This window comes from Candidatus Rokuibacteriota bacterium (genome assembly GCA_016188005.1).
Lineage (GTDB): Bacteria > Methylomirabilota > Methylomirabilia > Rokubacteriales > CSP1-6 > UBA12499.
On the sequence record JACPIQ010000120.1, the window covers coordinates 32949 to 58639 of the forward strand.

At 72.2% G+C, this 25691-nt stretch carries 25 protein-coding genes and 1 tRNA gene; 5 read left to right on the top strand and 21 right to left on the bottom strand.

Annotated elements, in window-relative coordinates; all coding sequences use genetic code 11:
• Nucleotides 1-82 precede the first annotated feature (82 nt).
• The 3 genes from HYV93_23155 (at nucleotide 83) to HYV93_23165 (ending at nucleotide 1252) form a co-directional block, all read left to right on the top strand.
• Nucleotides 83-367, top strand: coding sequence for a DUF433 domain-containing protein (locus tag HYV93_23155; protein ID MBI2528867.1), 285 nt, complete (start codon nucleotides 83-85; stop codon nucleotides 365-367).
• Complete coding sequence (locus HYV93_23160) at nucleotides 360-707, top strand: DUF5615 family PIN-like protein (protein MBI2528868.1); 348 nt, start codon at nucleotides 360-362, stop codon at nucleotides 705-707. Before HYV93_23155 ends, HYV93_23160 begins: the two co-directional genes overlap by 8 nt.
• A 341-nt stretch (nucleotides 708-1048) precedes the next feature.
• Nucleotides 1049-1252, top strand: coding sequence for a hypothetical protein (locus tag HYV93_23165; protein MBI2528869.1), 204 nt, complete (start codon nucleotides 1049-1051; stop codon nucleotides 1250-1252).
• A 180-nt stretch (nucleotides 1253-1432) separates the two neighbouring features.
• Here HYV93_23165 and HYV93_23170 read toward each other — a convergent pair.
• The 10 genes from HYV93_23170 to HYV93_23215 all read right to left on the bottom strand — a co-directional run bounded on the left by HYV93_23170 (nucleotide 1433) and on the right by HYV93_23215 (nucleotide 10555).
• Nucleotides 1433-1508 (bottom strand) — tRNA-Phe (locus HYV93_23170).
• A 112-nt stretch (nucleotides 1509-1620) separates the two neighbouring features.
• Nucleotides 1621-2307 (bottom strand): ABC transporter ATP-binding protein, encoded by a 687-nt coding sequence (locus HYV93_23175; GenBank protein MBI2528870.1) that lies wholly within the window; start codon nucleotides 2305-2307, stop codon nucleotides 1621-1623.
• Nucleotides 2304-3557: an ABC transporter permease gene (locus tag HYV93_23180; protein MBI2528871.1), complete on the bottom strand. Its 1254-nt coding sequence runs from the start codon at nucleotides 3555-3557 to the stop codon at nucleotides 2304-2306. The genes HYV93_23175 and HYV93_23180 overlap by 4 nt, the downstream gene beginning before the upstream one ends.
• Nucleotide 3558: 1 nt before the next feature.
• Nucleotides 3559-4779 (bottom strand): efflux RND transporter periplasmic adaptor subunit, encoded by a 1221-nt coding sequence (locus tag HYV93_23185; GenBank protein MBI2528872.1) that lies wholly within the window; start codon nucleotides 4777-4779, stop codon nucleotides 3559-3561.
• Nucleotides 4780-4811: 32 nt separating this feature from the next.
• Complete coding sequence (locus HYV93_23190; protein ID MBI2528873.1) at nucleotides 4812-5135, bottom strand: hypothetical protein; 324 nt, start codon at nucleotides 5133-5135, stop codon at nucleotides 4812-4814.
• 2 nt (nucleotides 5136-5137) lie between these two features.
• On the bottom strand, nucleotides 5138-6481 hold the full coding sequence (locus tag HYV93_23195) for an aspartate aminotransferase family protein (protein MBI2528874.1): 1344 nt from the start codon (nucleotides 6479-6481) through the stop codon (nucleotides 5138-5140).
• Complete coding sequence (locus tag HYV93_23200) at nucleotides 6478-7344, bottom strand: DUF4392 domain-containing protein (GenBank protein MBI2528875.1); 867 nt, start codon at nucleotides 7342-7344, stop codon at nucleotides 6478-6480. The genes HYV93_23195 and HYV93_23200 overlap by 4 nt, the downstream gene beginning before the upstream one ends.
• 34 nt (nucleotides 7345-7378) lie before the next feature.
• Nucleotides 7379-7960: a hypothetical protein gene (locus tag HYV93_23205; protein ID MBI2528876.1), complete on the bottom strand. Its 582-nt coding sequence runs from the start codon at nucleotides 7958-7960 to the stop codon at nucleotides 7379-7381.
• A 2-nt stretch (nucleotides 7961-7962) separates the two neighbouring features.
• Nucleotides 7963-9558: a gamma-glutamyltransferase gene (gene ggt, locus HYV93_23210; protein MBI2528877.1), complete on the bottom strand. Its 1596-nt coding sequence runs from the start codon at nucleotides 9556-9558 to the stop codon at nucleotides 7963-7965.
• Between the two features lies 1 nt (nucleotide 9559).
• Complete coding sequence (locus HYV93_23215; GenBank protein ID MBI2528878.1) at nucleotides 9560-10555, bottom strand: hydrogenase expression/formation protein; 996 nt, start codon at nucleotides 10553-10555, stop codon at nucleotides 9560-9562.
• 99 nt (nucleotides 10556-10654) lie between these two features.
• On the opposite strand from HYV93_23215, the gene ftcD reads away from it, so the two are divergent.
• Nucleotides 10655-11572, top strand: a complete 918-nt coding sequence (gene ftcD, locus HYV93_23220) for a glutamate formimidoyltransferase (protein MBI2528879.1) — start codon at nucleotides 10655-10657, stop codon at nucleotides 11570-11572.
• Nucleotides 11573-11581: 9 nt separating this feature from the next.
• On the opposite strand, the gene HYV93_23225 is transcribed toward ftcD, so the two are convergent.
• The 4 genes from HYV93_23225 to HYV93_23240 form a co-directional block, all read right to left on the bottom strand.
• Nucleotides 11582-12895, bottom strand: coding sequence for an IS110 family transposase (locus HYV93_23225; protein ID MBI2528880.1), 1314 nt, complete (start codon nucleotides 12893-12895; stop codon nucleotides 11582-11584).
• Between the two features lie 453 nt (nucleotides 12896-13348).
• Nucleotides 13349-14236, bottom strand: coding sequence for a DUF2889 domain-containing protein (locus tag HYV93_23230; GenBank protein MBI2528881.1), 888 nt, complete (start codon nucleotides 14234-14236; stop codon nucleotides 13349-13351).
• A gap of 13 nt (nucleotides 14237-14249) precedes the next feature.
• The gene (locus HYV93_23235; GenBank protein MBI2528882.1) at nucleotides 14250-16655 is read right to left on the bottom strand and encodes a heavy metal translocating P-type ATPase; all 2406 of its coding nucleotides are present in this window, start codon (nucleotides 16653-16655) and stop codon (nucleotides 14250-14252) included.
• 16 nt (nucleotides 16656-16671) lie between these two features.
• Nucleotides 16672-16953: a metal-sensitive transcriptional regulator gene (locus HYV93_23240; GenBank protein ID MBI2528883.1), complete on the bottom strand. Its 282-nt coding sequence runs from the start codon at nucleotides 16951-16953 to the stop codon at nucleotides 16672-16674.
• Nucleotides 16954-17325: 372 nt separating this feature from the next.
• Between HYV93_23240 and HYV93_23245 the strand changes: the two genes are divergently transcribed.
• Nucleotides 17326-18240 carry a hypothetical protein gene (locus HYV93_23245; protein MBI2528884.1) on the top strand — a complete coding sequence of 305 codons (915 nt, stop codon included), beginning with the start codon at nucleotides 17326-17328 and terminating at the stop codon, nucleotides 18238-18240.
• 141 nt (nucleotides 18241-18381) lie between these two features.
• Here HYV93_23245 and HYV93_23250 read toward each other — a convergent pair whose 3' ends face one another.
• The 7 genes from HYV93_23250 to HYV93_23280 are packed head-to-tail and all read right to left on the bottom strand — an operon-like array spanning nucleotide 18382 to nucleotide 25649.
• A complete protein-coding gene (locus HYV93_23250; protein MBI2528885.1) occupies nucleotides 18382-18762 on the bottom strand; it encodes a hypothetical protein in 381 nt (126 codons plus the stop codon).
• Nucleotides 18763-18774: 12 nt separating this feature from the next.
• Entirely contained in the window at nucleotides 18775-20304 is a 1530-nt protein-coding gene (locus HYV93_23255) for an Rne/Rng family ribonuclease (GenBank protein ID MBI2528886.1), read from the bottom strand.
• Between the two features lie 46 nt (nucleotides 20305-20350).
• Nucleotides 20351-21442 carry a rod shape-determining protein RodA gene (gene rodA, locus HYV93_23260; protein MBI2528887.1) on the bottom strand — a complete coding sequence of 364 codons (1092 nt, stop codon included), beginning with the start codon at nucleotides 21440-21442 and terminating at the stop codon, nucleotides 20351-20353.
• Nucleotides 21439-23238, bottom strand: coding sequence for a penicillin-binding protein 2 (gene mrdA, locus HYV93_23265; protein ID MBI2528888.1), 1800 nt, complete (start codon nucleotides 23236-23238; stop codon nucleotides 21439-21441). The genes rodA and mrdA overlap by 4 nt, the downstream gene beginning before the upstream one ends.
• Entirely contained in the window at nucleotides 23235-23729 is a 495-nt protein-coding gene (gene mreD, locus HYV93_23270) for a rod shape-determining protein MreD (protein MBI2528889.1), read from the bottom strand. The genes mrdA and mreD overlap by 4 nt, the downstream gene beginning before the upstream one ends.
• A complete protein-coding gene (gene mreC / locus HYV93_23275; protein MBI2528890.1) occupies nucleotides 23726-24568 on the bottom strand; it encodes a rod shape-determining protein MreC in 843 nt (280 codons plus the stop codon). The genes mreD and mreC overlap by 4 nt, the downstream gene beginning before the upstream one ends.
• A gap of 49 nt (nucleotides 24569-24617) precedes the next feature.
• Nucleotides 24618-25649 (bottom strand): rod shape-determining protein, encoded by a 1032-nt coding sequence (locus tag HYV93_23280; GenBank protein ID MBI2528891.1) that lies wholly within the window; start codon nucleotides 25647-25649, stop codon nucleotides 24618-24620.
• Nucleotides 25650-25691 lie beyond the last annotated feature (42 nt).

A 25691-nucleotide genomic window follows, 5' to 3' on the forward strand; every position in this document is an offset into this window, starting at 1 on the left:
CCGTGGCGGCGGCGCGTGAGAGACTACTGGAGGGTCCAGGGGCCGTGATGCCCCGCCCACCGGGAGGCGAGACCTCAGCACCATGACGGTCGGAACCGAGCACCGCTACATCGTCCGCGACGACGAGATCCTCGGCGGCGAGCCTATCATCGTGGGCACGCGGGTCCCGGTGCGCGCGGTCGTGGAGCTCTGGCGTCTCGGCGTGGCCCCCGAGGAGATTCCCACTCACCTCTCGCATCTCACCCTGGCCCAGGTGTTCGACGCCCTGAGCTACTACGCGGACCACCAGACCGAGATCCAGCAGTACATCGAGCGGAATCAGGTCCCGGACGACATCGTGCACCGGCTCGCGCGTCCGGATGCCTAGCCGTCCGCCAACCCTCTACTGCGACGAGGATGTCTCCGTGGTGCTCGCAGCCATGCTGCGCGCCCGGGGCTTCCCGGTGACCACAGCGCGGGATGCCGGGCATCTCGGGCGTGTCGACGAGCATCAGTTGCAGGTGGCCGCCGATGCAGACCGGATCCTGCTGACCCACAACCGAGCCGACTTCGAACGTCTACACCGCCAGTGGATCGAGGCCGGTCTGCGGCACGCGGGTATCATCATCGCCCGGCGTCGTCTCCCGGGCGAGCTGACAGTGCGACTTGGGCGACTCCTCGGCCGACTCACTGCGGACGAGTTCACGAACCAGCTCTTCTACGCCTGAAGCCGACGCCGGCTGTGGACCACTCCGCGGCCCCGGGCGCGTGGACACGCCAGTCCTTCACGCCCCCTCAGCGGCCGAGCCCCCGGCCGAGGAGCCGGGTGACGAACCTCTCTCCGTACGCCCCGCTCGCGAACTCCGGGCGCTCGTCGGCGAAGTCCCGCGCAGCGCGCGTCGCCGTCTTCGGATCGCACGGCGACCGGTCCGCGAGCCGAACTCAAGCCGGTGTGGCGCGATGGGCCGTCTCGCTTCCTCTTGGAGCCCCCCTGGACCTGCTCCTCAAGGTCCAGAAGGCCACTGCCGCTCGCCGCCGTCAGGCCGCATGAACACGGACCTCGTTACAGATCCTGGTGAAGAGCGCCTATTTCGCGAACGCGACCGGACAACCGGCGATGGCGGTCCCGACCCATTGGACCCCAAACGGCCTGCCCGTCGGAAGCCAGTACGTCGGCCACTTCGGCGATGAGGCGACTCTGTTCCGACTGGCCGCGCAGATCGAGGCCGCGCGGCCGTGGACGAAACGACGCCCGTCGGTCTGGGCGGGTTGATGTCAACGGTCGGCCTGGCAGAGCCACCCAGGGTCGCCCATGGGGAGCCCGTGTGGCGTGTCGTGACCCGGATAGTGGTGCCGATGAGAAGCGGCGAAGTAATGGCAAAGTTTCCGGGCGGCGACATGCCGCTCGAGGGCGTCAGCGTCGCGGGACTCAGCGAAAGGATGGCGGGGGAAATGGTGGGCTGGGACGGGATTGAACCGCCGACACCAGGATTTTCAGTCCTGTGCTCTACCAACTGAGCTACCAGCCCACCACGGAAGGTAGACACTACCAGACAGGGCGCAACGTGTCCACCCGGATGGCCCCGGGACACGCTGCAACGGCCCGGGCGAGGGGGAAGGCGCCCGGGCCCGGCGCCGGCGTCAGGGCGCGATCCGGCCATCCACCAGCTGCACGCTGCGGTCCGCCCGGCTTGCGTACTGCTCGTCGTGGGTGACGATGAGGAAGGCCTTGCCCGTGCTCCGCCCGAGCTCGCGCATGAGGGCGAACACCTCGCGGCCGTTGCGGCTGTCGAGGTTGCCCGTGGGCTCGTCGGCCAGGACGAGGACCGGGGCGTTCGCCAGCGCGCGGACCAGCGCCACGCGCTGTTGCTGCCCCCCCGAGAGCTGGCCCGGCCGGTAGTGGAGGCGGTCCCCGAGCCCGACCTGCTCGAGCAGCGCCGCCACCCGCGGGCGCCGGGCCGCCTCGGCGGCGCGGCCGAGGAGGCGGCAGGGCAGGAGCGCGTTCTCGAGGGCGGTGAACTCGGGCAGGAGGTAGTGGAACTGGAAGACGAAGCCGAGGTACTCGCGCCGGAGCACGGCCCGCTCGTCCTCGGAGAGGCGGGCCGCGTCACGGCCGCCGAAGCGGACGGTGCCGGCGGTCGGCGTGTCCAGGAGCCCGATGATGTTGAGCAGGGTGGTCTTGCCCGAGCCCGAGGTCCCGACGATGGCCACGAACTCGCCCGGGGCCACGGTGAGGTGGACGTCGAAGAGCACGGGGGTCGGCACGCCGTCCCCGAAGGTCTTCGAGACGTCCACGACCTCGACGACGGGCGCCGCGGGCACGCTCAGGTCCCCCGGATCACGTCCACGGGGTTCACGCGCGCCGCGCGCCAGGCCGGGTAGAGGGCGGCGAGGAGCCCGACCACGATGGCCACGCCGATGGCGCCCGCGAAGAGCTCGGGCCGGAGGTCCACGCGGAACACGCCGCCGCTGCGCGCCACGATGCCCGCCTGGAGCCACCGCTCCGCGAGGATCGCGATCCAGGCGCCGAGCCCCGCGCCCACCAGGGCGCCGAGGGCGGCGACGAGGATCCCCTCGAGCGCGAAGATGCCGAGGATCTGCCGGCGGGTGGCGCCCACGGCCTTGAGGATGCCGATCTCGCGCATCCGGCTCATGACGGCCGTGATCAGGATACCGGCGATGCTGAAGCCGGCGGCGACGACGCTGAAGCCGAGGATGAGGCCGGTGTTCTGCTTCTGGGTGCGGAGGGCGTCGAGGAGGTTCTCGTTCTTCTTCATCCAGGACTCCACCTCGTAGGGGAGCTGCGGGGCGAGGCGGCCCGCGACGGCGTCGGCCTGGAAGACGTCGGCGAGCTTGAGGCCGATGGTCGTGACGGCGGTGCCGAGCGCGAAGAGGGCCTGGCCGTCCTTGAGGGGGACGAAGACGGTGCCCTCGTCGACGACGGTGAAGCCCGACTCGAAGATCCCCGCCAGGGTGAAGGACTGGGCGTTGCCCTCGTCGCTCACGAGCCGGATCTTGTCGCCGAGCTGGAGCGCGAATTCCTTGGCCAGCTTGCGGCCGAGCGCCGCCTCGCCGGGGTTGAGCCCGAAGAAGCGCCCGGCGGCGAGGCTGCCCTGGACGTCCAGGATGACGTTGTAGCGCTCAGGGATCATGCCGACGAGCCGGACGGCCTTCCGCTTGGCCGCGCGCACGAGGAAGCCCGGCCCCTCCGTCATGGCGGCCACGCCCACGATCGCGGGGTGGGCGCGCTCGAGGCGCGGGATCCATCCCGCCCAGTCCTCGATCTTCTGGCGGCGCTGCTGGAGCTTCACCACCCGGCCGACGTAGAGCGCCTCCGCCTCGCGCCCTTCCGGCACCTCCCAGGCACCGACGGGCTCGCGCTCGGGCTGGCGGATCACGACGTGGGCGATGGCGCCCGTCACGCTGTCGATCAGCCGCTGCTGGAGCCCGCCCACCAGGGCGCCGAGGAAGACGATGAGGGTGACGCTGATGGCCACGACGCCCACGGTGAGCAGGTTCTGGCGGAGGTTCGAGCGCAGGTGCCGGACGGCGATGGAGCGGGAGAAGTAGTCGAGCATGTTACGGGCCGCCGTCGCGCGCCCGCACCGTCTGGCCGGGCGTGACCTCCGTGGCGCGGACGATCACGCGCGCCTCCGCGGCCAGCCCCTCCACCGCCGCCCAGTCCGGGTTGCGCCCGCGGACCCGCACGTCCGCCAGGGCGGCGCGCCCGTCCTGGACGGTGAGGACATAGCTCTTGCCGCCGCGCTCGAGCACGCTCGTCGCGGGGACGCTGAGGGCGTCGGGGACCCGCGCGACCTCGATGTTCACGTCCACGGTCATGTCGGGGCGGGCGAAGGGGGGCAGCGCGGCCGGGTCGAGGCGCAGCGCCACGACCCCCCGCTGGCTGTCCACCTCGGGCCCGATCTGCCGGAGCACCGCCGCGAAGGATTGCGCCGCGTAGGCCGGCGCGATCACGATGGCGCGCTGGCCCACGCGCAGGCGGGCGAGGTTGTTCTCGTCGGTCTCCACGAGGAGCTCGGTTCTCGACATGTCCGCGACGGTGAGCAGCGGCGTGCCCGGCGCGACGCCCTGGCCCGGCTCCACGCTCCGGTGGACGACGAGCCCCGCGAAGGGCGCCGTCACCGCGCGCTTGCCGGCCTCGACTTCCGCCGCGCGCAGCGCCGCGCCGGCCTCGCGGAGCCGCGCCTGGGCGACCTGGACGTCCTCGGGGCGCGGCTGGCTCCGGAGGACCTGCCCCGCTTGCTCGGCCACCCGCCGCGCGGCGCGCGCCTGCTCGAGGCCGGTCTCGGCGCGATCGAGCTCGGCCCGCGCGATGAGGCCGCGCTCCCACAGCATCCGGGCCCGGGTGTGCTCGCGCTCGGCCTGCTCGAGCGCGGCATCGGCCTGCTCCAGCTCGGCTGCCGCGCGGCGGATCTCCTCGGGCGCCGCCCCCGCGCGCAGGCGCCCGAGCTCCTTCTCGGCGGTCGCCACGGCCAGCCGCGCCTGCTCCACGCGCTGCTCGGCGTCCTGCCGGCGGAGCCTCACGAGCGGCTGCCCCGCGCGGACGCGATCCCCCTCGTCCACGAGCACCTGCTCCACGACCCCCGCCACCTCGGCCCCGAGCGCGCTCTGCCGGACGGCGCGGAGGCGGCCGCTGGCGATGACCAGCTCCACCACCTCGCGGCGCTGCGGATGGACCGTCTCCACGAGCGGGCGGGAGCGGATGAACCGCCACCCGGCGGCCAGCCCTGCGGCGGCGAGGATCACGAGGAGCCCGATGACCCACTGTCGGAGACGCACGGTCGGGGTCGGCTCTGCGGTGGGCGGCCGGGCTACTTCGAGTCGGGCAGGTCGGCGCCGCTGTCGGACTCGAAGACGATCCGGTCGTCGTCGTCCACGATGAAGGACTCGTGGAGGACGAACGGCACCTCGTGCTGGACGAGGAAGCGGATGAGCCGGGCCACGGCCAGCGGGTGGGAGTCGAGGTGGAAGGACAGCGCCAGGTCGCCGAGGTCGTCCACGGCGAAGATGGCCCAGTCGCCCACGATGAGCGCCTCCGTCTCCTCCTCGAAGGTGACGCCCCCCTCGAACTCCTCGGAGCCCTGGGCCAGCTCGCGGAGCTCCTGGAGCTTGGCCCGCCGCGCCGCGGGCTCCATCGCTACAGGCCCTGGAAGGCGCCGTCCGCCGCCATGGCGGTGAAGGCCTTCTCGTACCCCGCCACGGTGCGCGCGAGGTCCTCCGCGGTGTGCACCGCCGAGATCCAGCCGTGGTAGTTGGAGCAGTCGACGCCGTTGTTGAGCAGCGCGCAGCGCAGCAGGTGGTAGAGGTCGCCGCGCCGCGGCCGGTCGAAGCCGGCCAGCCCGGGCCGGCCCTCGAAGGAAACGTGGAAGATCGAGGCCTCGCCGAAGACGGCACCCGGCGCGCCGGCGCGCTTCATGGCCTCCGACAGGCCCGCCCGCAGCTCGTCCCCCGCCTTGTTGGCCCGGGCGTGGAGGGAGCCGTCCGACACCGCCTCGAGCGTGGCGATGGCGGCTGCCGCGCAGAGCGGGTTGGAGTTGAAGGTGCCGTTCTGGGCCACCCGCTGGGCGCGGTCCCACACCGGGTCGCCGCGGTGGGCCATCATGGACATGAGGGGCTTCTTTCCCGCGACGGCCCCGCCGGGCAGGCCGCCGGCCACGATCTTGGCCAGCGTGGTGAGGTCGGGCGTCACGCCGAAATAGGCCTGGGCGCCGCCGGGCGCGTAGCGGAAGCCGGTGATCACCTCGTCGAAGATGAGGACGGCGCCGTGCCGGGTCGTGAGGCTCCTGAGCTCCTGGAGGTAGCCGGGAATCGTGGGCGTGGTGCCGGCCTGACCGCCGGCGGGCTCCAGGATGACCGCCGCCACGTCCCCGCGCTGGAGCATGGCCTCCACCGCCTTGACGTCGTTGGGGGGGCAGAGCAGCAGCTGGTCCAGCACGCCCGCCGGCACCCCCGCCGACATCGGGACGTCGAAGGGCGGGTTGACGCCGGCCACCACGCCGTCGGCCCAGCCGTGGAAGTGGCCGTGGAACTTCACGACCTTCGAGCGGCCCGTGTAGGCGCGCGCGATACGCATGGCCAGATGCGTGGCCTCGGTGCCGGACATGGTGAAGCGCACCATCTCGGCGGAGGGGATCAAGCGCGAGACCAGCTCGGCCCAGCGCACCTCGAGCTCGTGGCAGGCGCCCGGATGGGTGGCGCGCGCGGCCTGCTGCTGGATGGCCGCCACAACGGCGGGGTGGCAATGGCCGAGGAAGAGCGCGCCGTGCCCCATCCAGTAGTCCACGTACTCGTGGCCGTCCACGTCCCACTTGCGCGAGCCCTGCGCCCGCTCCACGTAGATGGGGAAGGGGATCAGGTGGCGGCCGTCGTGGGTGACGCCGCCCGGGATCACGCCGCGCGCGCGCTCCCAGAGGGCGGCCGACTTGGGGTGGAGGCTGCGGTAGGTCTCGTGAACCTTCGACGGCTTCGCGGGCTGCGTCATCTCGCTCGTCCTCCGGTCTGTCGCGATTTTGCGGCGACCCTCAGTAGCTCCAGCATGCCTACATGCGCCTCCCAGGGCAAGCCGTCCACGGTGGGCTCGGGGCGGCGGGTGATGCCGTCCACGGCGCCGGCCTCGACACAGGCGGCGACCATCCGGCGCTCCTCCTCGGCCGAGTGCAGGAGATCGCTCCCGTCGAGCCGCGACAGCTCGGCGACGACGCCGTAGGCACCCCAGTTGGAGGTGCCGGCCACCACCAGGTGGCGCACCGTGACCACGGAGGCCATGAGCCGCGCCTTCGCACCACTGCGCGCGATCCGCCCGAGCACATTGCCCATGCCAATCTCGTTGCCGCCGTCGCCCACGCCGATGGTCACCAGCCGGCGCGGCGCCACGAGGAACAGGGCGTCGAGCGGCGCATTCCACGCGCGGATGGATTCCCCGCGGAAGTTCAGGTAATCGCCCGTGCGCGTCCGGCCCAGGCGCTCGATGGCGACGAGATGGGTCGGCGCGTGCTCGGCCAGGAACCGGCGGGCCACGGCCGCCGCGGACGCCGCGGTCGCGTGGAAGGTGACGATCGAGGCGGACTCGCCGAGCGATCGCAGCGCGGCTGCGAGCGGCGGCACGGTGACGGGGTCGGTCACGAAGCTGACGTGCTTGCCCAGCCGGCGGAGCGCCCGGCCCAGCGAGGCGGCGCCGGGCGGCCCGTCGGTCTCGGGCAACCCGGGGCCCACGGCGAAGCCCGTGGTGATGAGGATGCGGCGGCCCCGCGCCAGCGCGCGCGCGGCCCGCTCCGCTCCCCCCGCGACGAAGAACCCCGCGATGCCGCGGCCGCCCGGATCCAGGGCCAGGAGATGATCGATCATGCGCAGGGAGCGAGGCGGCACGCGGGGGCCAGGCCTATCGGCGGGGCGGCGCAGGACCGGCCGGAGCAGGCGGAGCGGCGGGCGCCGGCGGGGCGGCCGGACCGGCCGGCGGCGCGTCCGACGATGGCGCGAGCCCTTCGGGCTGCTTCACGCCGAAGTACAGGCTCGTGGCGAGAGCGCCGCTCGGGTCGAAGACCACGACGAGCCCGGCGCGGTAGACGAACATCTCCCGCTCGTCCTTGGCTCCGACCTGGTCGGGCGGGCCCCATCCGTCCAGGATGGTCCGGCGGCCGAAGATGAACGGTTTCGGGTCCAGTCTCACCACGCGCACCACCGACGGGCTGTAGCCCGAGGGCGTGAGGAGGCCGAAGTCCACCGTCATCCGGATAAAGCCCACGGGGGCCTGGCGCCCCTCGTACAGCCACTCGAGGGTGTCGTACCCCTCGAGCTTGCGCCGGGTCTCCTTGGTCGGAGCGCCGTAGCGCTCGCGCACCTGCGGGGCGGTGGTGACGCCGGGCTCGATGCCGCCCCACTCGGCCGCATGGCCCGCCTCCGGCCAGACGGCGAGCAACGAGAGGGCCAGCGCGCCCAGCAGCGGGAGGGGCAGCCTCGCCACGCTCAGTAGCCCAGCGCCGCGCCGTCGCCGCGGGGATCCGCGCCGCCGGCCATGCTGCCGTCCCTCAGCGTGATGCCGTGGGCGTGGCCCATCTGGCTGGCCCAGTCGGAGACGACGCGCACGTTGTGGCCGCAGCGGGCCAGGTCCGCGAGCGCGCCGGCGGGGACGCGCCCCTCGATCCTGAGGATGTCCGCCGGCTCCCCCGGGTTGACGGGGCCGTACATGAAGCGGGGCCGCTCGATGGCCTCCTGGATCTCCATGCCGTAGTCGAGGATGTTGGTGATGGCCTGGACGTGGAACATGGCCTGGCCATCGCCACCCATGGTGGCGTAGCCCAGCACGGGGCGCGCTTCGCGGGTGACCATGCAGGCCGTGAGCGTGTGGAAGGGGCGCTTGCGCGGGGCGAAGCAGTTGGGGTGGGCGGGATCGGTGTTGAAGTAGGCGCCGCGGTTCTGGAGCACCACCCCCGTGCCGGGCGCGACCACTCCCGAGCCGAAGGACTTGTAGAGGCTCTGGATGACGCTGATCAGATTGCCCCGGGCGTCGGCCACCACGAAGCCCGTCGTGTCCCCGTCGGGATCGCCCCAGGCATGGTGCTGCGCCTTCTCCGGATCGAAGCCCGCGCGCCGCCGCGCGGCATAGGCCGTGGCGAGGAGGGATGCCACCGGGATCTTCGCATGCTCGGGATCGGCCACCCAGCGGTCACGGTCGGCATAGGCGAGCTTGGTCATCTCGAGCAGGAGATGCAGCCGCTCGGCGGAGTCCGGGGAGTGCGCCGCGAGGTCGAAGCCCTCGAGGAGATTGAGCGTGAGCAGGGCGGCCATGCCCTGGGTGGGCGGCGGGGTCTCGTACACCGTGTGGCCGCGGTAGGTCGTCTGGATGGGCTCGCCCCATTCCCCCGAGTGCTCGGCGAGGTCTCCGGCCACGAGGAAGCCTTCCCGCTCCAGCCGCCCGGCGATGGCCCGGGCCACACGGCCGCGATAGAAGAGATCGGGCTCGTCGGCGAGCTCGGCGAGCGTGCGGGCGAGATCCAGCTGGCGGAAGCAGTCGCCCCGCTCGGGGAAGCTTCCGCCGGGCACGAAGATGCGCCGCCACTCCGGGTCCTCGATCAGCTCGGCGCGCTCGCGGATGGCCTGGCAGACGATGTCCGAGATCGGGAAACCCTCGCCCGCGTGGTGGATGGCGGGCTCGAGCAGGCGTGCGAGCGGGCGGGTGCCGAAGCGCTCGAGCAGCATGCCCCACGCCCGCGTGACGCCGGGCACCGACACCGCGCCCGGCCCGAGGAATGGCACGGCCCCGAGCCCGCGGCGGGCCAGCTCGTCGAGCCCGGCGCGCGAGCCCGAGCGTCCCGCCCCGTTGAGGAAGTGGACGCGCCCGGTGGCGGCCTCGTAGTAGAGGCAGAAGAGGTCACCGCCCACGCCGCAGAAGCAGGGCTGGGTGACGGCGAGGACGGCGTTGGTCGCGACGGCGGCATCCGCCGCGCTGCCGCCCGCCTCGAGGGTCCGGACGCCGGCGAGGGAGGCCAGGGGGTGGCACGAGGCCACCATGCCCCGGCGCCCCATGGGCGCCTGGCGATGCGCGTAGCCGATCTGTGGCACTTCACGCCTCCGTGAACAGTCTCGAGATCTCGTCCTGCGGGAAGCTCGGCATGGGCGCGGCGCGGCCGCCCGAGACGAGCGTGACGCCCTCGCCGGCGGGCCTCACCTCGCCGATCACGGCACAGGCGACGCCACCCCCGCGGCAGGCGGCCAGCACCGCCTCGGCCGCCGCCGCGTCCACCGCCAGCAGCAGCGCGCCCGAGGCGATGGTGCCCAGCGGGTCGAGCCCGAAGGCGCGGCAGAGCCGCTCCCCCTCGGGGAGCACGGGGATCCGCTCGCGCTCGACGCGCAGGCCCACCTCTCCGGCCTGCGCCAGCTCCCAGCACGCCGTGGCCAGCCCGCCCTCGGTCGGATCGTGCATGGCGTGCACGCGCGCGGCGCCGCAGGCGAGCCGCGCCTCCGGCACCACGCTGATTCCCGGGGCGCGCAGGAACTGCCGCGCCCGCGCCACCACCGCCCGCGGGACGCCGCGCCGTTCCGCCTCCTCCCCGCGCTCGCGCGCGATGAGGGCCGCCCCCTCCAGCGGCACGCCCTTGGTGAGCAGCACGCGATCGCCCGGTCTGGCGCCGGCGGTCGTCACCAGCCTGTCCTTGTCGACCTCGCCCAGCATGGCACCGACGACGACGGCCCGGGCGAGGCCCGCCGTGATCTCGGTGTGCCCGCCGACCAGCGACGCGCCGATCTCCCCGCACGCCTCCGCGATCTCGGCGAATAGCTCCTCGACGCCCGGCTCCGTCGTCTGGCCTTCGGGCAAGAGCAGGGTGGCGAGGAACCACCGGGGGAGGGCGCCGCGCACCGCCAGGTCGTTGGCGTTCACGTGGACCGCGTAGCGTCCCATCTCGTCGGTGGCGAACGTGATGGGGTCCGTCGTCGCGACCAGGTACCGATCGCCCATGTCGAGGACCGCGGCGTCCTCTCCGACCCGCGGCCCCACCACCACGCGCTCCCCGTGCGTCACGTACTTCGCGAACAGCCGCTGCAGGGTCTCCGCCCTCACTTTGCCCACCGGGAGCGGCGGCATGGCGCAGGTAGTATAGGCAGGGCTCCGGTGGGGGTCAAGGCGCGGACGCCGTCGAAGTTGCTATGATACGGGCCCGTGGCGGACCAGATCCTCGAGTGCGTCCCGAACATCAGCGAGGGCCAGGACCCGCGCGCGGTGGAGGGGCTGGCCGGGGCCGTCCGCGCGACCGCGGGCGTGAGGCTCGTGGACGTCCACGCGGACCCGGACCACAACCGATCGGTGTTCACCTTCCTCGGCGCGCCCGGGGACGTCGAGCGCGCGGCGCTGAGCCTGGCCGCGGCCGTCGCCCGGAGCGTGGACATGCGCGCCCACCGCGGCGTCCACCCGCGCCTCGGGGCGCTGGACGTGCTCCCGTTCGTGCCGCTCCGGGGGCTCACCATGACGGCGGCCGTGGAGATCGCCCGCCGCGCGGGCCAGACCATCGCCCTGACGCACGACCTGCCCGTCTACTTCTACGCGGCGGCGGCGCTGTCTCCGGCGCGCCGCTCGCTGCCTGCCATCCGCCGGGGCGAGTACGAGGGGCTCCCGGAGAAGCTCGCCGATCCCGCCTGGCGCCCCGACGCAGGCCCCGCGCGCTTCAACCCGCGGCTGGGCGCGACGGCCGTGGGCGCGCGCGAGCCGCTCGTCGCGTTCAACGTCTGGCTCGACTCCTCGGACCCCGAGGTGGCGCGTGCGATCGCGCGGGCCGTGCGCGAGTCCTCGGGCGGGCTCCCCGGCGTCCAGGCCATGGGCGTGCCGCTGGCCCGGCGCGGCCTGGTCCAGGTCTCCATGAACCTGCTGGACTACCGGCGGACCTCGCTGGCGCGCGCCTTCGACGCCGTCGAGGCCGAGGCCGTGCGGCACGGCGTCGCGATCCGGCGCGGAGAGCTGGTGGGGCTGGCGCCGCGGGCGGCCTTCGAGGGGCGCGCGCCCGAGAGCGTGGGGCTCGCGGACTTCACCAACGCGAAGTACCTCGACACCCACCTCCCGCCCCCCGAGCGGGACTCCGACTGACCTGAAACTTCACCCGGCGGCAACCTTCGGCACCAGAGTGTAGCCGAGGGTCCTGGCTGTTTCGGTGAGTGCTGCCAGGCGCCGGGTCTGGAACTGGTGGTCGTAGGCCTGTTCCCCGATGTCGACGTAGTCGTGTCCGTAACGGAGCATCCGGTAGATGAGCCGCGCGAGTTGCCGGGCGGTCGCGAAGACGGCGACCGCGCCCCCCTTGTGGCGAGCGATGCGGCGGAAGGAGGCGCCGAGGGCGGTCTTGGAACGTTGGAGCGACGTGGCCGCCATGCGCAGGACACCCGCGATGCGATTGGCCCCCAGACCGTTGCGTCGCTTCTTCAAGGGCTTGCCGCCCGAGATCGGCGTCCGCGGACACAGGCGCAACCACGAGACGAAATGGTCTTCCGACGGGAAGGCGGCCAGATTGGGGCCGACTTCGGTCAGGACCACCTGGGCGGCGCCGGCACTGATGCCGTCGACGCGCGTCAAGTCGACGCCGGCAAAGCGCCAGAGGGTGGTTCGGGCCGACTGCTCCCCGCGCGCCTTGATGGCTTTCTCCTTGGCCGGATTGGGGTGGGGTGGCACCGGTTCCGCCTGCCGTTCGGGCGGGTGCAGGGCCGCGACCTCCTGGAGGAGCTGCGCCTCGTACGCGGCGATCTCGGTTTCCAGCGCGTCGAACAGACGGAGCGTGGACGCCAGGTTGAACAGATGCTCGTCGCGCCAGGTGCCCGTGAGATACCGCGCGATCTCCGCGGCCGACTTCCCACAGCGTCGATCCCGGTGCCTGGCCAGACGGGCCGGATCGCGTTCGCCCCCGACGATGGCGCGCACGATCGCCATGCCGGTCACCCCGGTGAGGTCGGTGACGGCGCGATGCACCTGCACGTTCATTTGATCCAGCGACTTCTGCATCCACTGGACACACCGTGTGCGCTCGGCCACGAGATTGGCCAGCTGGCGGTGGAGGGCGCGCAGCCGGGTGATGGCCTCGCCCGGGCGGAACGAGCCCCGCAGCAGTCCGCAGCTGTGGAGCAGTTGGAGCCACTGACAGTCACTGACGTCGGTCTTCCGCCCCGGGACGTGGTGCAGTTGGCGGGCGTTGACGAGCACGACCTCGATGCCCCGCGACTCCACCAGCTCGTAGATGGGAATCCAGTAAACCGACGTGCTCTCCATGGCCAGCGACTCCACGCCTTGTTCGGCCAGCCAGTCGGCGAGCGCCTGCAGCTGATCGGTTGTCGTCCCGAAGCGCCGCACGTTCGGGGTGCCGTCGGCGCGCCCCGGGCCGCACACCCAATGCTCGGAGCTACCCACGTCCAGCCCGGCCACCATGGGCCGAATGGCGGGAAGCGGGGTGGCTGAGGGGATCGCGTGCTTCCGGTTGCCCTTGTTCCCAGGAACGGTCATATACTCACCTCGTGTGGCACTGGCCCCGACCCGAGGTGGCAGTAGGTCTGGATTCTGACCTGGGAGAGTGCGCACGCGGTGCTACCCGCGTGAACCTCATCAATGAACGATGGCCGACTCGGGCCCAAACTAGCCCTGGGGCACGTGCGCTCCAATGCGTTAACGGGGCATGACTGTCGGGGCCACGCCACCACTCCCATACCATATGAACGCTCCAAGTTTCACTCTCGAATGATCCGCCGCAGGCGGGGGCGAAACCAGCCCGAATCGGTCGTGGGTGCGGGCGTGACGCGGAGCGGGCGCGCAAGGAGCTAGCCCGAATCGGTCGTGGGTGCGGGCGTGACGCGGAGCGGGCGCGCAAGGAGCTTCGGCCCGGGGTCAGGCGACGGTGAGGAGCTTGAGGAGATCGGCCGTGAGGTCGTAGAGCTGGGCGCAGCCCCCGGCGCCGCCGAGCAGGGTCTGGATGCGCTTGCGCAGGAGCGCGTCGACGGGCTGGCCGACCATCGAGGCGATCTTCCGCTGCGGCTCGTCGCAGATGCCGCGGTAGGGCAGCCGCGAGACCACCGCGTCGGCCGCGACGATGGCGCCCGCGCCCAGGTCGACCTCGTAGTGGAGATCGAAGCCGTGGACGTTGTCGTGCATGGAGTGGAAGAGGTCGAGGCGCCGTCCCGTGCGCACCAGCCGCGAGAGCTTCCTCCGCTGGAAGATCTTCACGGCCCCTGGCGGCGGGCTGTAGAGCTGGGCCGCCATGGGCGTGCTCACCTCGCGCGTCTCGAAGAGCGCGCGCCCCGCCTGCGTGTAGGTGAAGCAGGAGTCGGGCAGGTCGGCCCAGCCCGAGGTGTCCAGCTCCCAGCAACGCCTGGCATCACCGGGGCGCAGATCGGCGACGGCAGCGGCCGGGAGTCTCGTCACCTGGCGGGCCAGGCGGGCAACCTCGATGCCGGCGTCCACGAAGAGCCCGGCCCCGGCCCGCTGGCCCGTCACTTCCGTCAGGCGCTTCGTGAAGCCGCCCACCATGCGCGCGCCGGCGAGGTCCTGGAAGGTGCGGGCGATGGCCGGATCGGCGCCGCCGCCCAGGACGCGCGCCGCGGCCTCGCGGACCTCGTAGCCGGGCGGCGGGGTGCAGACGGCGCGCACCTCCACGGCGAAGTCGTCGTCGGCGATCCGCACCGTGTGGGTGAAGGCCTCGGCAGGGGTGCCATCCACCCGCCCTTCCATCACCCGCTCGTAGCGGTCGCGGCCCTCGAGGTGGGGGGAGGCGATCATCGCCGCCGGTGCCTCACTTCGGCAGATACTTCTCGGGGTTCTGGTCGAACTTGACCTTGCACCCCACGGCGCAGAAGTAGATCATCTGCCCCTTGTAATTGGTCTGGGCGGCGGCCTTCTTCGGGTCCACCTCCATGTTGCACACCGGATCCTTTGCCATGGCCATTCCTCCTCGTGGCTGACTTGCCGCCGTGAACCGCTTCAGGCGCAGGCTGTTGGCGACGACGGAGACGGACGACAGCGCCATGGCCGCCCCCGCCAGGATCGGCGACAGCAGGATGCCCGCCACCGGGTAGAGCACGCCCGCCGCCACCGGCACCAGGACCAGATTGTAGCCGAAGGCCCAGCCGAGGTTCTCGCGGATGATGCGGATCGTCCGGTGGGAGAGCGCCACGGCGGTGGTCACGCCGTGCAGGTCCCCCCGCATGAGGGTGACGTCCGCGGCCTCCATGGCCACGTCCGTCCCCGAGCCCATGGCGATGCCGACATCGGCCTGGGCCAGCGCGGGGGCGTCGTTGATGCCGTCGCCGACCATGGCCACGAGCCGTCCCTCCGCCTGGAGCCGCTTGATCTCGGCCGCCTTCTGGTCCGGCAGGATGTCGGCGAGGACGCGGCCGATGCCCGCCTGGCGGGCGATGGCCTCGCCCGTGAGATGCGTGTCGCCCGTGAGCATGACCACCTCGAGGCCCAGCGCCTGGAGGGCCGCCACGGCGCTCGGGGCCTCGGGCTTGAGCACGTCGGCCACCGCGATCAGGCCCAGCGCCTCGCCCCCGAAGGCGACGAAGACCGCGCCCTTGCCGTCCTTGGCCAGCTGCCGCGCGCGGGCCTCGAGCGTCCCCACCTCGATCCCGCGGGCGGCCATGAGGCGCGCATTCCCGAGCAGGATGCGGCCGTCCTCGGCCAGCGCGTCCACGCCCTGGCCGGGCACGGCCTGAAACTCGCTGACGGGCGGCAGCGCGAGCCCGCGCGCCTTGGCCGCCGACACGATGGCCTCGCCCAGGGGGTGCTCCGAGCCCTGCTCCGCCGCGGCCGCCAGCGCCAGGAGCTCGTCGGCCGAGGCGCCCTCGGCGGGGACCAGGTCCGTGACGGCCGGCTTGCCCACCGTGAGGGTGCCGGTCTTGTCGAAGATGACGACGCCCACCTTGTGGAGCTGCTCCAGCGCCTCGGCGCTCTTGATGAGCACGCCCAGCTCGGCTCCCTTGCCGGTGCCCACCATGATCGCGGTCGGCGTGGCCAGGCCCATGGCGCAGGGACAGGCGATGACGAGCACGCCCACCGCGTTGGCGATGGCGTAGAAGAAGGCGGGCTCCGGGCCCCAGGCCCACCAGACGCCGAAGGTCACGGCCGCGACGGCGAGGATCACCGGGACGAAGACCGCCGCCACGCGATCGGCCAGCCGTTGGATGGGCGCCTTGGAGCCCTGCGCCTCCTCCACGAGCCTGATGATCTGCGCCAGCACGGTGTCCTTGCCCACGCGCGTCGCGCGGAAGGTGAAGGTCCCGGTGCGGTTGACCGCGCCGCCGACCACGGAGGCCCCCGCCGTCTTCTCGACGGGGAGGCTCTCGCCGGTGAGCATGGACTCGTCCACGGCCGAGGCGCCCTCCACCACCAGGCCGTCCACGGCGATGCGCTCGCCCGGCCGCACCCGCAGGAGGTCGCCCGCCGCGACGTCGCTGATCGCCACGTCCTCCTCCCGCCCGTCGCGGAGCACGCGCGCCGTCCTCGGCTGGAGCGCCATGAGCCGGCGGATGGCCTCCGAGGTGCCGCCGCGGGCGCGCGCCTCGAGCCAACGGCCCAGGATGAGGAAGGTCATCAGCAGCGCCGAGGCCTCGTAGTACGGCATGGCGCCCGTCGCCATGAAGGTATGCGGCCAGAGCGTCACGGCCACGCTGAAGAGGTAGGCGGCGCTGGTCCCGATGGAGACGAGCGTGTTCATGCTCGCCGAGCGGTGCCGGAGCTCCCGGAGGAACGCCGCGTGGAACTGCCAGCCCACCCAGAGCTGCACCGGCGTCGTCAGGGCGAAGAGGACCCAGTGCTCGCGCAGCACGGCCGGCGCCCACGGGAACAGCTCGTGCATGCTGCCGAGGAGGACGGGGACGGAGAGGAGGGCGCCCACGGAGAACTTGAGACGCAGACGGCGGTCCTCGGCCCGGCGCTCCGCCCGCTCGCGGTCCTCGGCCTCGGGCGTCGCGGCGATCTCCTCGGGCACCGCGTAGCCGGCCGCGTCCACGGCGGCCCGGAGGGCGGGGAGCCCGACCCGCTCGGGATCGAGCCAGACGGTGGCGCGCTCCGTCGCGAGGTTCACCGCCGCGCGGCTCACGCCGGGGACGCCGAGGAGGGCGCCCTCGACCTTGCCGACGCAGGCGGCGCAGTGCATGCCCTTCACGGGAAAGTCGAGACGAGTGGCTGGCTCGGCCATGGCTCCGTCCTCGCCGCTAGCGGCCGCCGAAGCGGGAGAAGACGTCGAGCAGCTCGTCCATCTTCTTCTGCCGCTCCCGCGCATTCCCGGAGCGGATGGCCTCCGTGACGCAGGAGGCGATGTGGTGCCCCAGCACGAGCTTCTGCACCTGCTCGACGGCGCCCTGCACCGCCGAGAGCTGGAGGAGGATGTCCACGCAGTACTTGTCCTCTTGCAGCATGCGCTGGATGCCCTGGACCTGCCCCTCGATGCGCCGGAGCCGCCCCAGGGTCTTTGCCTTCGCCTCCTCGTCGATCATGTCCCGCGCCTCCAGAGTGAGGGAGCCGCGCTCGCCCGGTCGTGGAATATACCCTACCCCGGTAGTCTATCACGGGCGCGGCCGGCCCGGGCTGCTCGAGGATCTTCGCGGGGGGGGAGTGCCACGGCCGGCTGCCCCGGACGGCCAGCTCGCGCCACGGTCTCGGTACTACACGCAAGACGAGCAAGATGGGGCGCCCTGTCGGCGAGCTTTCCAGTTTCGACCGCCAGGGCCTTGCGCCAATCCAGCGCCTTCAGAATTTCATCAAGTCTATCGGCGACATATGGCCCGAACAGAGGCCTGGCACGCCGGCTGCAGAGGGGTCCACCACTAGGCTCGCACCCGGATGACCGGGGAAAAAAGGAGGTTCATATGAGGCGGTTTCTCGTCGTTCTTCTTGCATTGGTGCTGTGCGGCCCGGCTCTGGCCTGGGCGGGCCCGGTCATCCTGGGCGGTGACGACCTCACCGACCACGGCTCGCGGAGCGGAGCCGGGGCCAACCTCGAGGGCTGGCTCTACATCGAGAAAGCCCTGTCGAATCTGAGCACTGGCGTCACACGCACAGGGCCCTTCACGTCAGACATCGCCGCCCTCGGCTCGGCCGACGGGGGCTGCCCCCCTGCCTGTTCGGGTGGCAACGCAGGTGACGCGATCGGTTCGGCAGCGAGCAACCTCGGGCTCACTGTCGGCTTTTTTGACGGTACCACGGCCATGGACGCGTTCTTTGCCGGCCTCGCGGCAGGCGCCGTCAATCCCCGGATGATCTGGCTGGCCGGAGACGGCGCCGCCAACGACATGGACGCCGCCGAAGCCGGGGTGCTCACCACCAACGCCTCAGCCCTGGACGCCTTCGTGGCATCGGGTGGTGGCCTGATGTCTCACGGCGACGACAGTGTCTACGGCTGGCTGTCCGCTCTGCTCCCGGGTATCAGTGCGGTCCCCGGCTGCAGCTCTTCGGGGGCGACGCTCACCCCGGCTGGCACGGCCGCCTTCCCCGGCCTGAGCAACAGCGACGTGGATGCCAATGCTGGCCCTTGCCACAACCACTTCGAGGGCGACTTCGGCGGCCTGGTATCCCTCGTGAACGACGGGCTCGGAAGGCCCTACATCATCGGCGGCGGGGCCGGGACGCTCATCCGCTGCGGTGATCCCGGCCAGCCCCCGTGCCCGACCCCTGGGGTCCCCTTCCCGAGCACCCTGCTCCTGCTGACCGCGGCGGGCGGACTCGTGGTTGGGCTCCAGCGGACTCGCATCGGACAGCGTCGGCGCCGGCACCTGAAGGAGTAAGTCGCTCGGTTCCACACCCGGGGGGAGGCCGGGACGGCATTCGCCGTGTCGGCCTCCCCCCGCGTCTTGTTCCACCCCACCCGCGCATCGCTCACCCAGGGACTCGTCGCTCCTCCCGCGCCCGGTCGTGCCCGAGGCGGCTCAGGGGGAAAGATCCGGGAAGAGCAACTGCTGGCCGGCGAGCGGGGCTGCCCGACTGCGGCGCCCCGCGGGGGAGCGCGTCGCCTCTTTCTCGCTCCCGCCCCTCTTCTTCGCGGGCGGGGCGCGGCGCGGGCGCCGGGGGCGCGTCCACCCCTTCTGGCGGGCGATCTTCTCCCCCTGCTTGATGAGTAGCAGGTCCACCAGGCGCGCGAGCGGGTTGGTGAGGAGCTCCAGGTACCTCTCCCAGTAGCGGGGGGAGTAGGCGAGGGTCTTCATCTGGTCGCAGGCCAGCGTCAGCGCCGTGCGGTCGCCCTTCCGCGCGGCGATCCGGAGCTGCGCCAGGATCTTGGCGCGGCTGATCCTCGACGGGCGGCCGCTCATGGCCTCCCCCGGCTAGCCGGCGCCGAGATCGTACTCCTCGCGCTGGAAGGCGGCCACCGGCTGCACGGCGAGCTTCTTGCCGGTGAGGGCCTGGAGGCGCTCGATCCCGTCGCGCTCCGTGACGTCGAGATAGTGGGCCATCTCCGGGTGCACGCGGACGACGATCTCCGGGCCGGCCGCGTCCGGGGCCTCGGCCTGGACCTTCCGGAAGATCTCCGCGGCCAGCGTGGCGTCCGACTTCACCACACCGCTGCCCTTGCACGTGGGGCACGGCACGCAGAACATGGACTGCAGCCCCTGCCGGACGCGCTTGCGCGTCATCTCCACGAGGCCCAGCTCGGAGATCTCGAGCACGTTGGTGCGGGCCTTGTCCTCCGCCAGCGCCTTGCGCAGCGCGCGGGAGACCTGCTCGCGGTGCTCGGCGCGCTCCATGTCGATGAAGTCGATGATGATGATGCCGCCCAGGTCGCGCAGCCGGATCTGGCGCACGACCTCGGTGACGGCCTCGAGGTTGATCTTGAGCACGGTCTCCTCGAAGTCGCGCTTGCCCACGTACTTGCCCGTGTTGACGTCGATGGCGACCAGCGCCTCGGTGTGGTCGATGACGATGTAGCCGCCGGACTTGAGCCAGACGCGGCGCCGGAGCGCCTTCTCGATCTCCTTCTCGACGCCGGTCGCCTCGAAGATGGGCCGCCGGTCCTCCCAGCGCTTCACCCGCGAGGCGAGCTGCGGCACCAGCGAGGTCACGAACTGGAGGCACTTCTCGTAGGCCTCGGGGGTGTCCACCAGGAACTCCTCCACCTCGGGCGAGAAGAGGTCCCGCACCACACGGAAGGTGAGGTCCATCTCCTCGTGGAGGAGCGATGGCGCCTTGGCCGTCTCGAAGCGCCCCTGGATCTGGGTCCACAGGCGGCTCAGGAACTCGATGTCCGCCGTCATCTCCGTCTCGCCCTTGCCCTCGGCCACGGTGCGGACGATGAACCCCCCGCCGGCCGGCCGCAGCCCCTTGACGATCCCGCGCAGGCGATCGCGTTCCTCCTCGTCGTGGATGCGGCGCGACACGCCCACGTGCCGGGCCTGCGGCAGGTAGACGATGTAGCGGCCGGGCAGCGAGATGAAGGAGGTGATGCGCGCGCCCTTGGTGCCGAGCGACTCCTTGGACACCTGGACGAGGATCTCCTGGCCCCGGCCGAGCACCTCCTCGATGGGCGGGACGGCCACCCCGGCGCGCGCCTCCGGCCCGCCCGCGCCCGGATCCTCGTCGGGCACCTCCTCGTCCCCCTCCCGGAGGATGGCGGCGTCATCCTCGCCGACGTTCGCCGTGTAGTCCCCCACGAAGAGGAACGCGTCCTTGGCGAGCCCGATGTCCACGAAGGCAGCCTGCATCCCCGGCAGGACGTTGGTGACGACGCCCCTGTAGATGTTGCCGACGATGGAGCGGCGCCGGGCGCGCTCCACGTACAGCTCGGCGAGCTGGTGGCCATCCTGCACGGCGAGCCGCGTCTCGGTCACGCCGGCATTGACGACGATCCGTTTTCCCACGGCAGCCCTCGATCCGGGAGGCACACCCCCGGCGGTAACCCAGCGGTTACTGGAACTGCCGCATTCGCACGGAGAGCAGGAGCCCCAGCGCCATGAGCGAGACGACCATGGAGGACCCTCCGTAGCTCATGAACGGGAGCGGGATCCCCACCACGGGAAGAAGCCCCGTCACCATGCCCAGGTTGATCAGCGTCTGGGCGGCGAAGAGCGCGGTCACGCCGAGGGCCACGAGGCGCCCCCGCGGCTCCCGCGCGCCGGCGGCGATCTCGAACCCCCGGAGCACCAGGAGCCCGTACGCCAGGATCAGGACGAGGCACCCCACGAACCCCCACATCTCGGCGAACACGGCAAAGATGAAATCCGTATGGCGCTCCGGGAGGAAGGCGAGGCGGCTCTGCGTGGCGCCGCTGACGCCCTTGCCCAGGAGCTGGCCTGAACCGATGGCGATCTTGGCCTGGATCACGTTGTACGCCGTCCCGAGCGGGTCGCGGAACGGGTCCAGATAGACGAGCAGCCGCTCCCGCTGGTACTCCCTGAGCGCGACCCACCCGAGCGGCATGGCCGCCACCGCCCCGAGGGCGAACCCCGCCAGCACCTTGAGGCGCACCCCCACCCCCAGGAGCACGGCGGCCAGCACCGGCAGGAGCACCACGGCCGTCCCCAGGTCGGGCTGGCGCACGACCAGGAGGAACGGGACCACCGCGAGGCCCGCCGTCCACAGGAGGGTCGCCCGCGAGAGTGGCCGCGCCCACCGGGAGGTCAGCGCCCAGGCCAGCGTGAGCACGAAGATCAGCTTGAAGAGCTCCGACGGCTGGACGGTGAGCGAGCCCACGTGGATCCAGCGGCGGGCCCCCGAGACGGTCCGGCCCAGCACGAGCACGGCCACGAGCAGGCCGAGCCCCGCCACGTAGAGGAGGGGCGCGGCGCGGACCAGCGTCTGGTAGTCCAGGCTCGCCACCACCACGAGCGCGCCGAGCCCCACGCCCACCCACCAGAGCTGGCGGAGCGCGATCTCCGAGCCGGTCCCGCGGGCGAGGCTCCAGAGCGACAGGATGCTGAGGGTGACGATCGCCCCCACGGCCGCCAGGAGCGTCCAGTCCACGTTCTGGAGGAGCCGGCGATCGATCCCGGAGATCACGAGTCGGTGCCCGCGAACGCCATGGCCACCTTCTCGAGGAAGATGGCCCGGTAGATCGCGCGCGCGATGGGCGCGGCGACCTGTCCCCCCTTGCCCCCCCGCTCCACCAGGACGACGACCACGACCTGCGGGTCGTCGGCTGGCGCGAAGGAGGCGAACCAGGCGTGGTCCTGGCCGCGGGCGCTGTCGCTGTGAGCGATGCTCTGCGCGGTGCCCGTCTTGCCCGCCACCTCGATGCCCGGCAGCCGGGCCGCGTGCCCGGTGCCCTCGCTGACCACCCGGCGGAGGGCGTCGCGGAGGAAGGCCCACACCACGGGCGAGAGATCCACCTGGCCGGTCATGTGGCTCGTCTCGGAGTAGGCCAGCGTGCCGTCGGCCCGCTCCACGCGCTGGATCAGGCGCGGCTTCCAGAGGATGCCGCCATTGGCGACGGCGGCCATCATCCGCGCCACCTGGAGCGGGGTGACCAGCAGCTGCCCCTGGCCGATGGACATGTTGACGGTGTCCCCCCCGTGCCAGGGGCGGCCCTGGCGCCGCCTCAATGCCGGCGACGGGACGAACCCCGGCTTCTCGCCGCCGAGCTCGATCCCTGAGGGCGCGCCCAGCCCGAAGGCCCGGGCGTAGCGGGCCAGGGCGTCCGGCCCCACCTTGAGCCCGGCCTGGTAGAAGAACACGTTGCACGAGCGGACCAGGGCCGAGCGGAGATCCACGTGCCCGTGACCCCCCTCGAGCCAGTCCTTGAACGTCCAGGCCCCGAGCCGGAACTCGCCGTTGCAGTACGTCCGGTCCATCGGAGTGAGCGAGCCCTCCTGGAGTCCCGCCGCCGCCACCACGATCTTGAAGACCGAGCCCGGGGCGTACTGGCTCTGCAGCGCGCGGTTCAGCAGCGGGTGCGTCGGGTCCTTCACCAGCGCGAGCCAGGCCTCGCGATCGAGGTTGCCGGCGAACCGGTCGAGGCCGAAGGCCGGGCTCGAGGTCATGGCGAGGATGTCACCGCTGCGCGGGTCCAGGGCCACCACGGAGCCCGAGCGCCCCGCCAGGGCCGCCTCGGCAGCCTCCTGGATCCGGCGGTCCAGCGTGGTCACCACGTGGGCCCCGGGGCGCGGCTCCTCGCGCTGCATGACCTGCACGGGCCGGCCGAGGGCGTCCACCTCGATCCGCTCGCCGCCGTCCCGCCCGCGCAGGTGCTCGTCCAGCAGCCGCTCGAGGCCGACCTGGCCGATCATGTCCCCGCGCCGGTAGCGCCCCTGCCGCGTCTGCTCCTCGGTCACCTCCCGCACGTAGCCGAGGAGGTGGGCGGCGAAGGTGTTCGTGGGATAGACGCGCTGGGGCTCGACCTCCACGACCACGCCCGGCAGCTCGAGCTTCCACTCCTCGACCCGTGCCACCTCCTCCAGCGAGAGATCCCGCCGGACGCGCACGGGCCGCAACGAGTCAGCCGGGACGCGCGCCAGCATCTCCTGCAGCTCGGCGAGGGGGATCTTGAGGAGGATGGACAGGCGCGCCAGCACCGAGTCCCGGTCCTCCATCTCCCGCGGGATCAGCGAGACCGTGAAGGCGGGGCGGTTGTCCACCAGCGCCAGCCCGTGGCGGTCGTAGAGGATGCCCCGGGGCGCGGCCACGGGGCGGACGCGGATGCGGTTGCGCTCGGACATGTCGCGGAAGCGGGCGCCCTCCAGCACCTGGAGATACCAGAGCTGCCCGAGGATGCAGACGAAGCCCGCGGCCACCAGGAGCGTCATCGCCAGCACGCGGCGGCTCCACGCCTCCTGCCGGGCGCCCGGCGCCGCCCTCATCTCCACGACAGCCGCGCGCGCGCCGCCTCGGCAAGGCCGACGGCCACCAGGCACGCCGCGCCGAGCGCGCCGTTGTAGAGGGCCTGGGGCGCGATGACGTCGGCCAGCAGCGCCGAGAGGCTGGCGGGATAATGGAAGAGCTGGAGCAGGCCGAAGCGCAGGAGCCCCTCGCCCGCGGTGAGGAGCACGAGTCCCGCCACCTGCACGAGCGGGCTTCCCACCTGCAGCCGGCCGCCGGCCAGGCCGAGCGTGAAGCCCGCCAGCGCCTTGGTGAGCGCCTGGACGCCGACGAGGCCGCCGCCCGTGGCGTCCTGCAGCAAGCCGGCGAGGAAGCCCGCCAGGCAGCCGACCTCGGGCCCCCGGCGCAGCGCCAGGAACGCCATGACGACGAACGGCAGGTCAGGGATGGCCCCGCCCACGGAGAGGGCCTGGACCACGCTCGTCTGCGCCACGGCCCCACCGAGCGTCATCAGCAGGAGCCCGATCCTCACGAGCTGTCCCTCTGGAAGAGCGCCGCCAGATCCATTGGCGTCTGGCCGGTCAGGAGCAGCACCTCCTCGACCCTGGCGAAGTCCGCCGCCGGAGCGAGCACCGCGAAGTGGAAGAGGGCGGAGCCCTTGTCCTCGACGGCCAGGACGCGCCCCACGGGGAGCCCCTTCGGGAAGACCTGGCCCAGGCCCGAGGTGACGATGAGGTCACCGGGGAGGATGCCCGCTCCGTCACGCGCCATGAACTTGAAGCGGAGCGTCCCCCCCGGCTCGCCCTCGACGAGCCCGGCCGTGCGGGTCCGCTGGACGAGGGCCCCCACCACGGAGGCCGGGTCGGTCAGGAGCTGCACCACCGAGGCGCCCGGGCGGACGCGGACGACCCGCCCCACGAGCCCATCGGGCACGATGACGGGCGTCTGGGTGGTGACACGGTCGCCGACCCCGCGGTTCACCGTGAGCGCCCGCACCCAGCCGCCGCTCTCGCGGCCGATCACCTCGCCCGCCAGGGTGGCCAGCGGCAGCCGCTGGCGCAGCGCCAGGAGCCGGCGCAGCCGCGCGTTCTCCTCCTGCGCCTCGCGGACCTGCAGCGACTCGACCCGGAGGCGCTCGTTCTCGGCGCGCAGCACGAGGTTCTCGCGCCACGCCGCCTTCCACTCGCGATAGCCGGTCCAGAGGGACTGCGCCCCGCGGTGCGCCCGGGCGAGCACGGCCTGCGCGGGGGTCGTGAGGACGGACAGCACGTCGGCGGCCCGCCCCGTGCCGCCCCCCCGGGTCTGAACCGTCAGGAGCAGCAGGCAGACCAGCACCACCGACATCAGGAGCGCGTACCTGCGAAATCTCACCGACGGCCACCCGCAGCGGCGGCGTCCGGCGCGCCCGGCCAGGGGAGCGCTAGGCGGGGATCGCCACCTTCTTGAGGAGATTGAGTTCGTCCAGAACCTTGCCGGTGCCGAGGGCCACGCAGGACAGCGGGTCGTCGCCCACGGTGATGGGGAGATCGGTCTCCTGGCGCAGGAGCAGATCCAGGCCGCGGAGGAGGGCCCCGCCCCCGGTCAGCACGATGCCCTTGTCCACGATGTCCGCCGCCAGCTCCGGCGGCGTCCGCTCGAGACAGGTGCGCACGGTGTCCACGATGGCCATGACGGGCTCCCGGAGGGCCTCGCGGATCTCCTCGTCGGTGACGACGATGGTCTTGGGAATCCCGTCGATGAGGTCGCGCCCCTTCACCTCCATGGTGATCCGCTCGCCCCCATTGGGGTAGGCCGACCCGAGCTTGATCTTGATCTCCTCCGCGCGCCGTTCGCCCACCAGCAGGTTGTAATGCTTCTTGATGTACTGGACGATGGCCTCGTCCATCTCGTCGCCGGCGATGCGGACCGACTTCGAGTAGACGATGCCGGAGAGCGAGATCACGGCGACCTCCGTGGTGCCCCCTCCCATGTCCACGATCATGTTGCCGCCCGGCTCCTCGATGGGCAGCCCGGCACCGATCGCCGCGGCCATCGGCTCCTCGATCAGGTACACCTCGCGCGCGCCGGCCTGCATCGCCGAGTCGCGCACCGCGCGCTTCTCCACCTGCGTGATGCCCGAGGGCACGCCGATCACGATGCGCGGCCGCACCAGGGTCTGCCGGCGGTGCACCTTGCTGATGAAGTAGTGCAGCATCTTCTCGGTCACGTCGAAGTCGGCGATGACGCCGTCCTTCAGCGGGCGGATGGCGGTGATGTTGCCGGGGGTGCGGCCGAGCATGGCCTTGGCCTCGTGGCCCACCGCGAGCACCGAGTGGTCGGCCTGGTGGATGGCCACGATGGAGGGCTCGTTCATCACGATCCCCGCGCCCCGCACGTAGACGAGGGTGTTGGCCGTGCCGAGGTCGATGGCGAGGTCGTTGGAGAAGAGTCCGGCGAGCAGGCTGAACAGCATGATGACTCCTGTGTGACGCCCGACGCGGTTAACGAGGGGTGA

Excerpts from the sequence above, each read along its gene's own strand:
- mrdA (MBI2528888.1), bottom strand. The coding sequence starts at position 23,238 with ATGAGGGCGGCGCCGGGCGCCCGGCAGGAGGCGTGGAGCCGCCGCGTG.
- HYV93_23155 (MBI2528867.1), top strand. The coding sequence starts at position 83 with ATGACGGTCGGAACCGAGCACCGCTACATCGTCCGCGACGACGAGATC.
- HYV93_23180 (MBI2528871.1), bottom strand. The coding sequence starts at position 3,557 with ATGCTCGACTACTTCTCCCGCTCCATCGCCGTCCGGCACCTGCGCTCG.
- HYV93_23195 (MBI2528874.1), bottom strand. The coding sequence starts at position 6,481 with ATGACGCAGCCCGCGAAGCCGTCGAAGGTTCACGAGACCTACCGCAGC.
- HYV93_23235 (MBI2528882.1), bottom strand. The coding sequence starts at position 16,655 with ATGGCCGAGCCAGCCACTCGTCTCGACTTTCCCGTGAAGGGCATGCAC.
- HYV93_23225 (MBI2528880.1), bottom strand. The coding sequence starts at position 12,895 with ATGGTGGCCGGGCTGGACGTGGGTAGCTCCGAGCATTGGGTGTGCGGC.
- HYV93_23230 (MBI2528881.1), bottom strand. The coding sequence starts at position 14,236 with ATGATCGCCTCCCCCCACCTCGAGGGCCGCGACCGCTACGAGCGGGTG.
- HYV93_23250 (MBI2528885.1), bottom strand. The coding sequence starts at position 18,762 with ATGAGCGGCCGCCCGTCGAGGATCAGCCGCGCCAAGATCCTGGCGCAG.
- HYV93_23200 (MBI2528875.1), bottom strand. The coding sequence starts at position 7,344 with ATGATCGATCATCTCCTGGCCCTGGATCCGGGCGGCCGCGGCATCGCG.
- HYV93_23280 (MBI2528891.1), bottom strand. The coding sequence starts at position 25,649 with ATGCTGTTCAGCCTGCTCGCCGGACTCTTCTCCAACGACCTCGCCATC.
- HYV93_23245 (MBI2528884.1), top strand. The coding sequence starts at position 17,326 with ATGAGGCGGTTTCTCGTCGTTCTTCTTGCATTGGTGCTGTGCGGCCCG.
- HYV93_23160 (MBI2528868.1), top strand. The coding sequence starts at position 360 with ATGCCTAGCCGTCCGCCAACCCTCTACTGCGACGAGGATGTCTCCGTG.
- HYV93_23240 (MBI2528883.1), bottom strand. The coding sequence starts at position 16,953 with ATGATCGACGAGGAGGCGAAGGCAAAGACCCTGGGGCGGCTCCGGCGC.
- HYV93_23190 (MBI2528873.1), bottom strand. The coding sequence starts at position 5,135 with ATGGAGCCCGCGGCGCGGCGGGCCAAGCTCCAGGAGCTCCGCGAGCTG.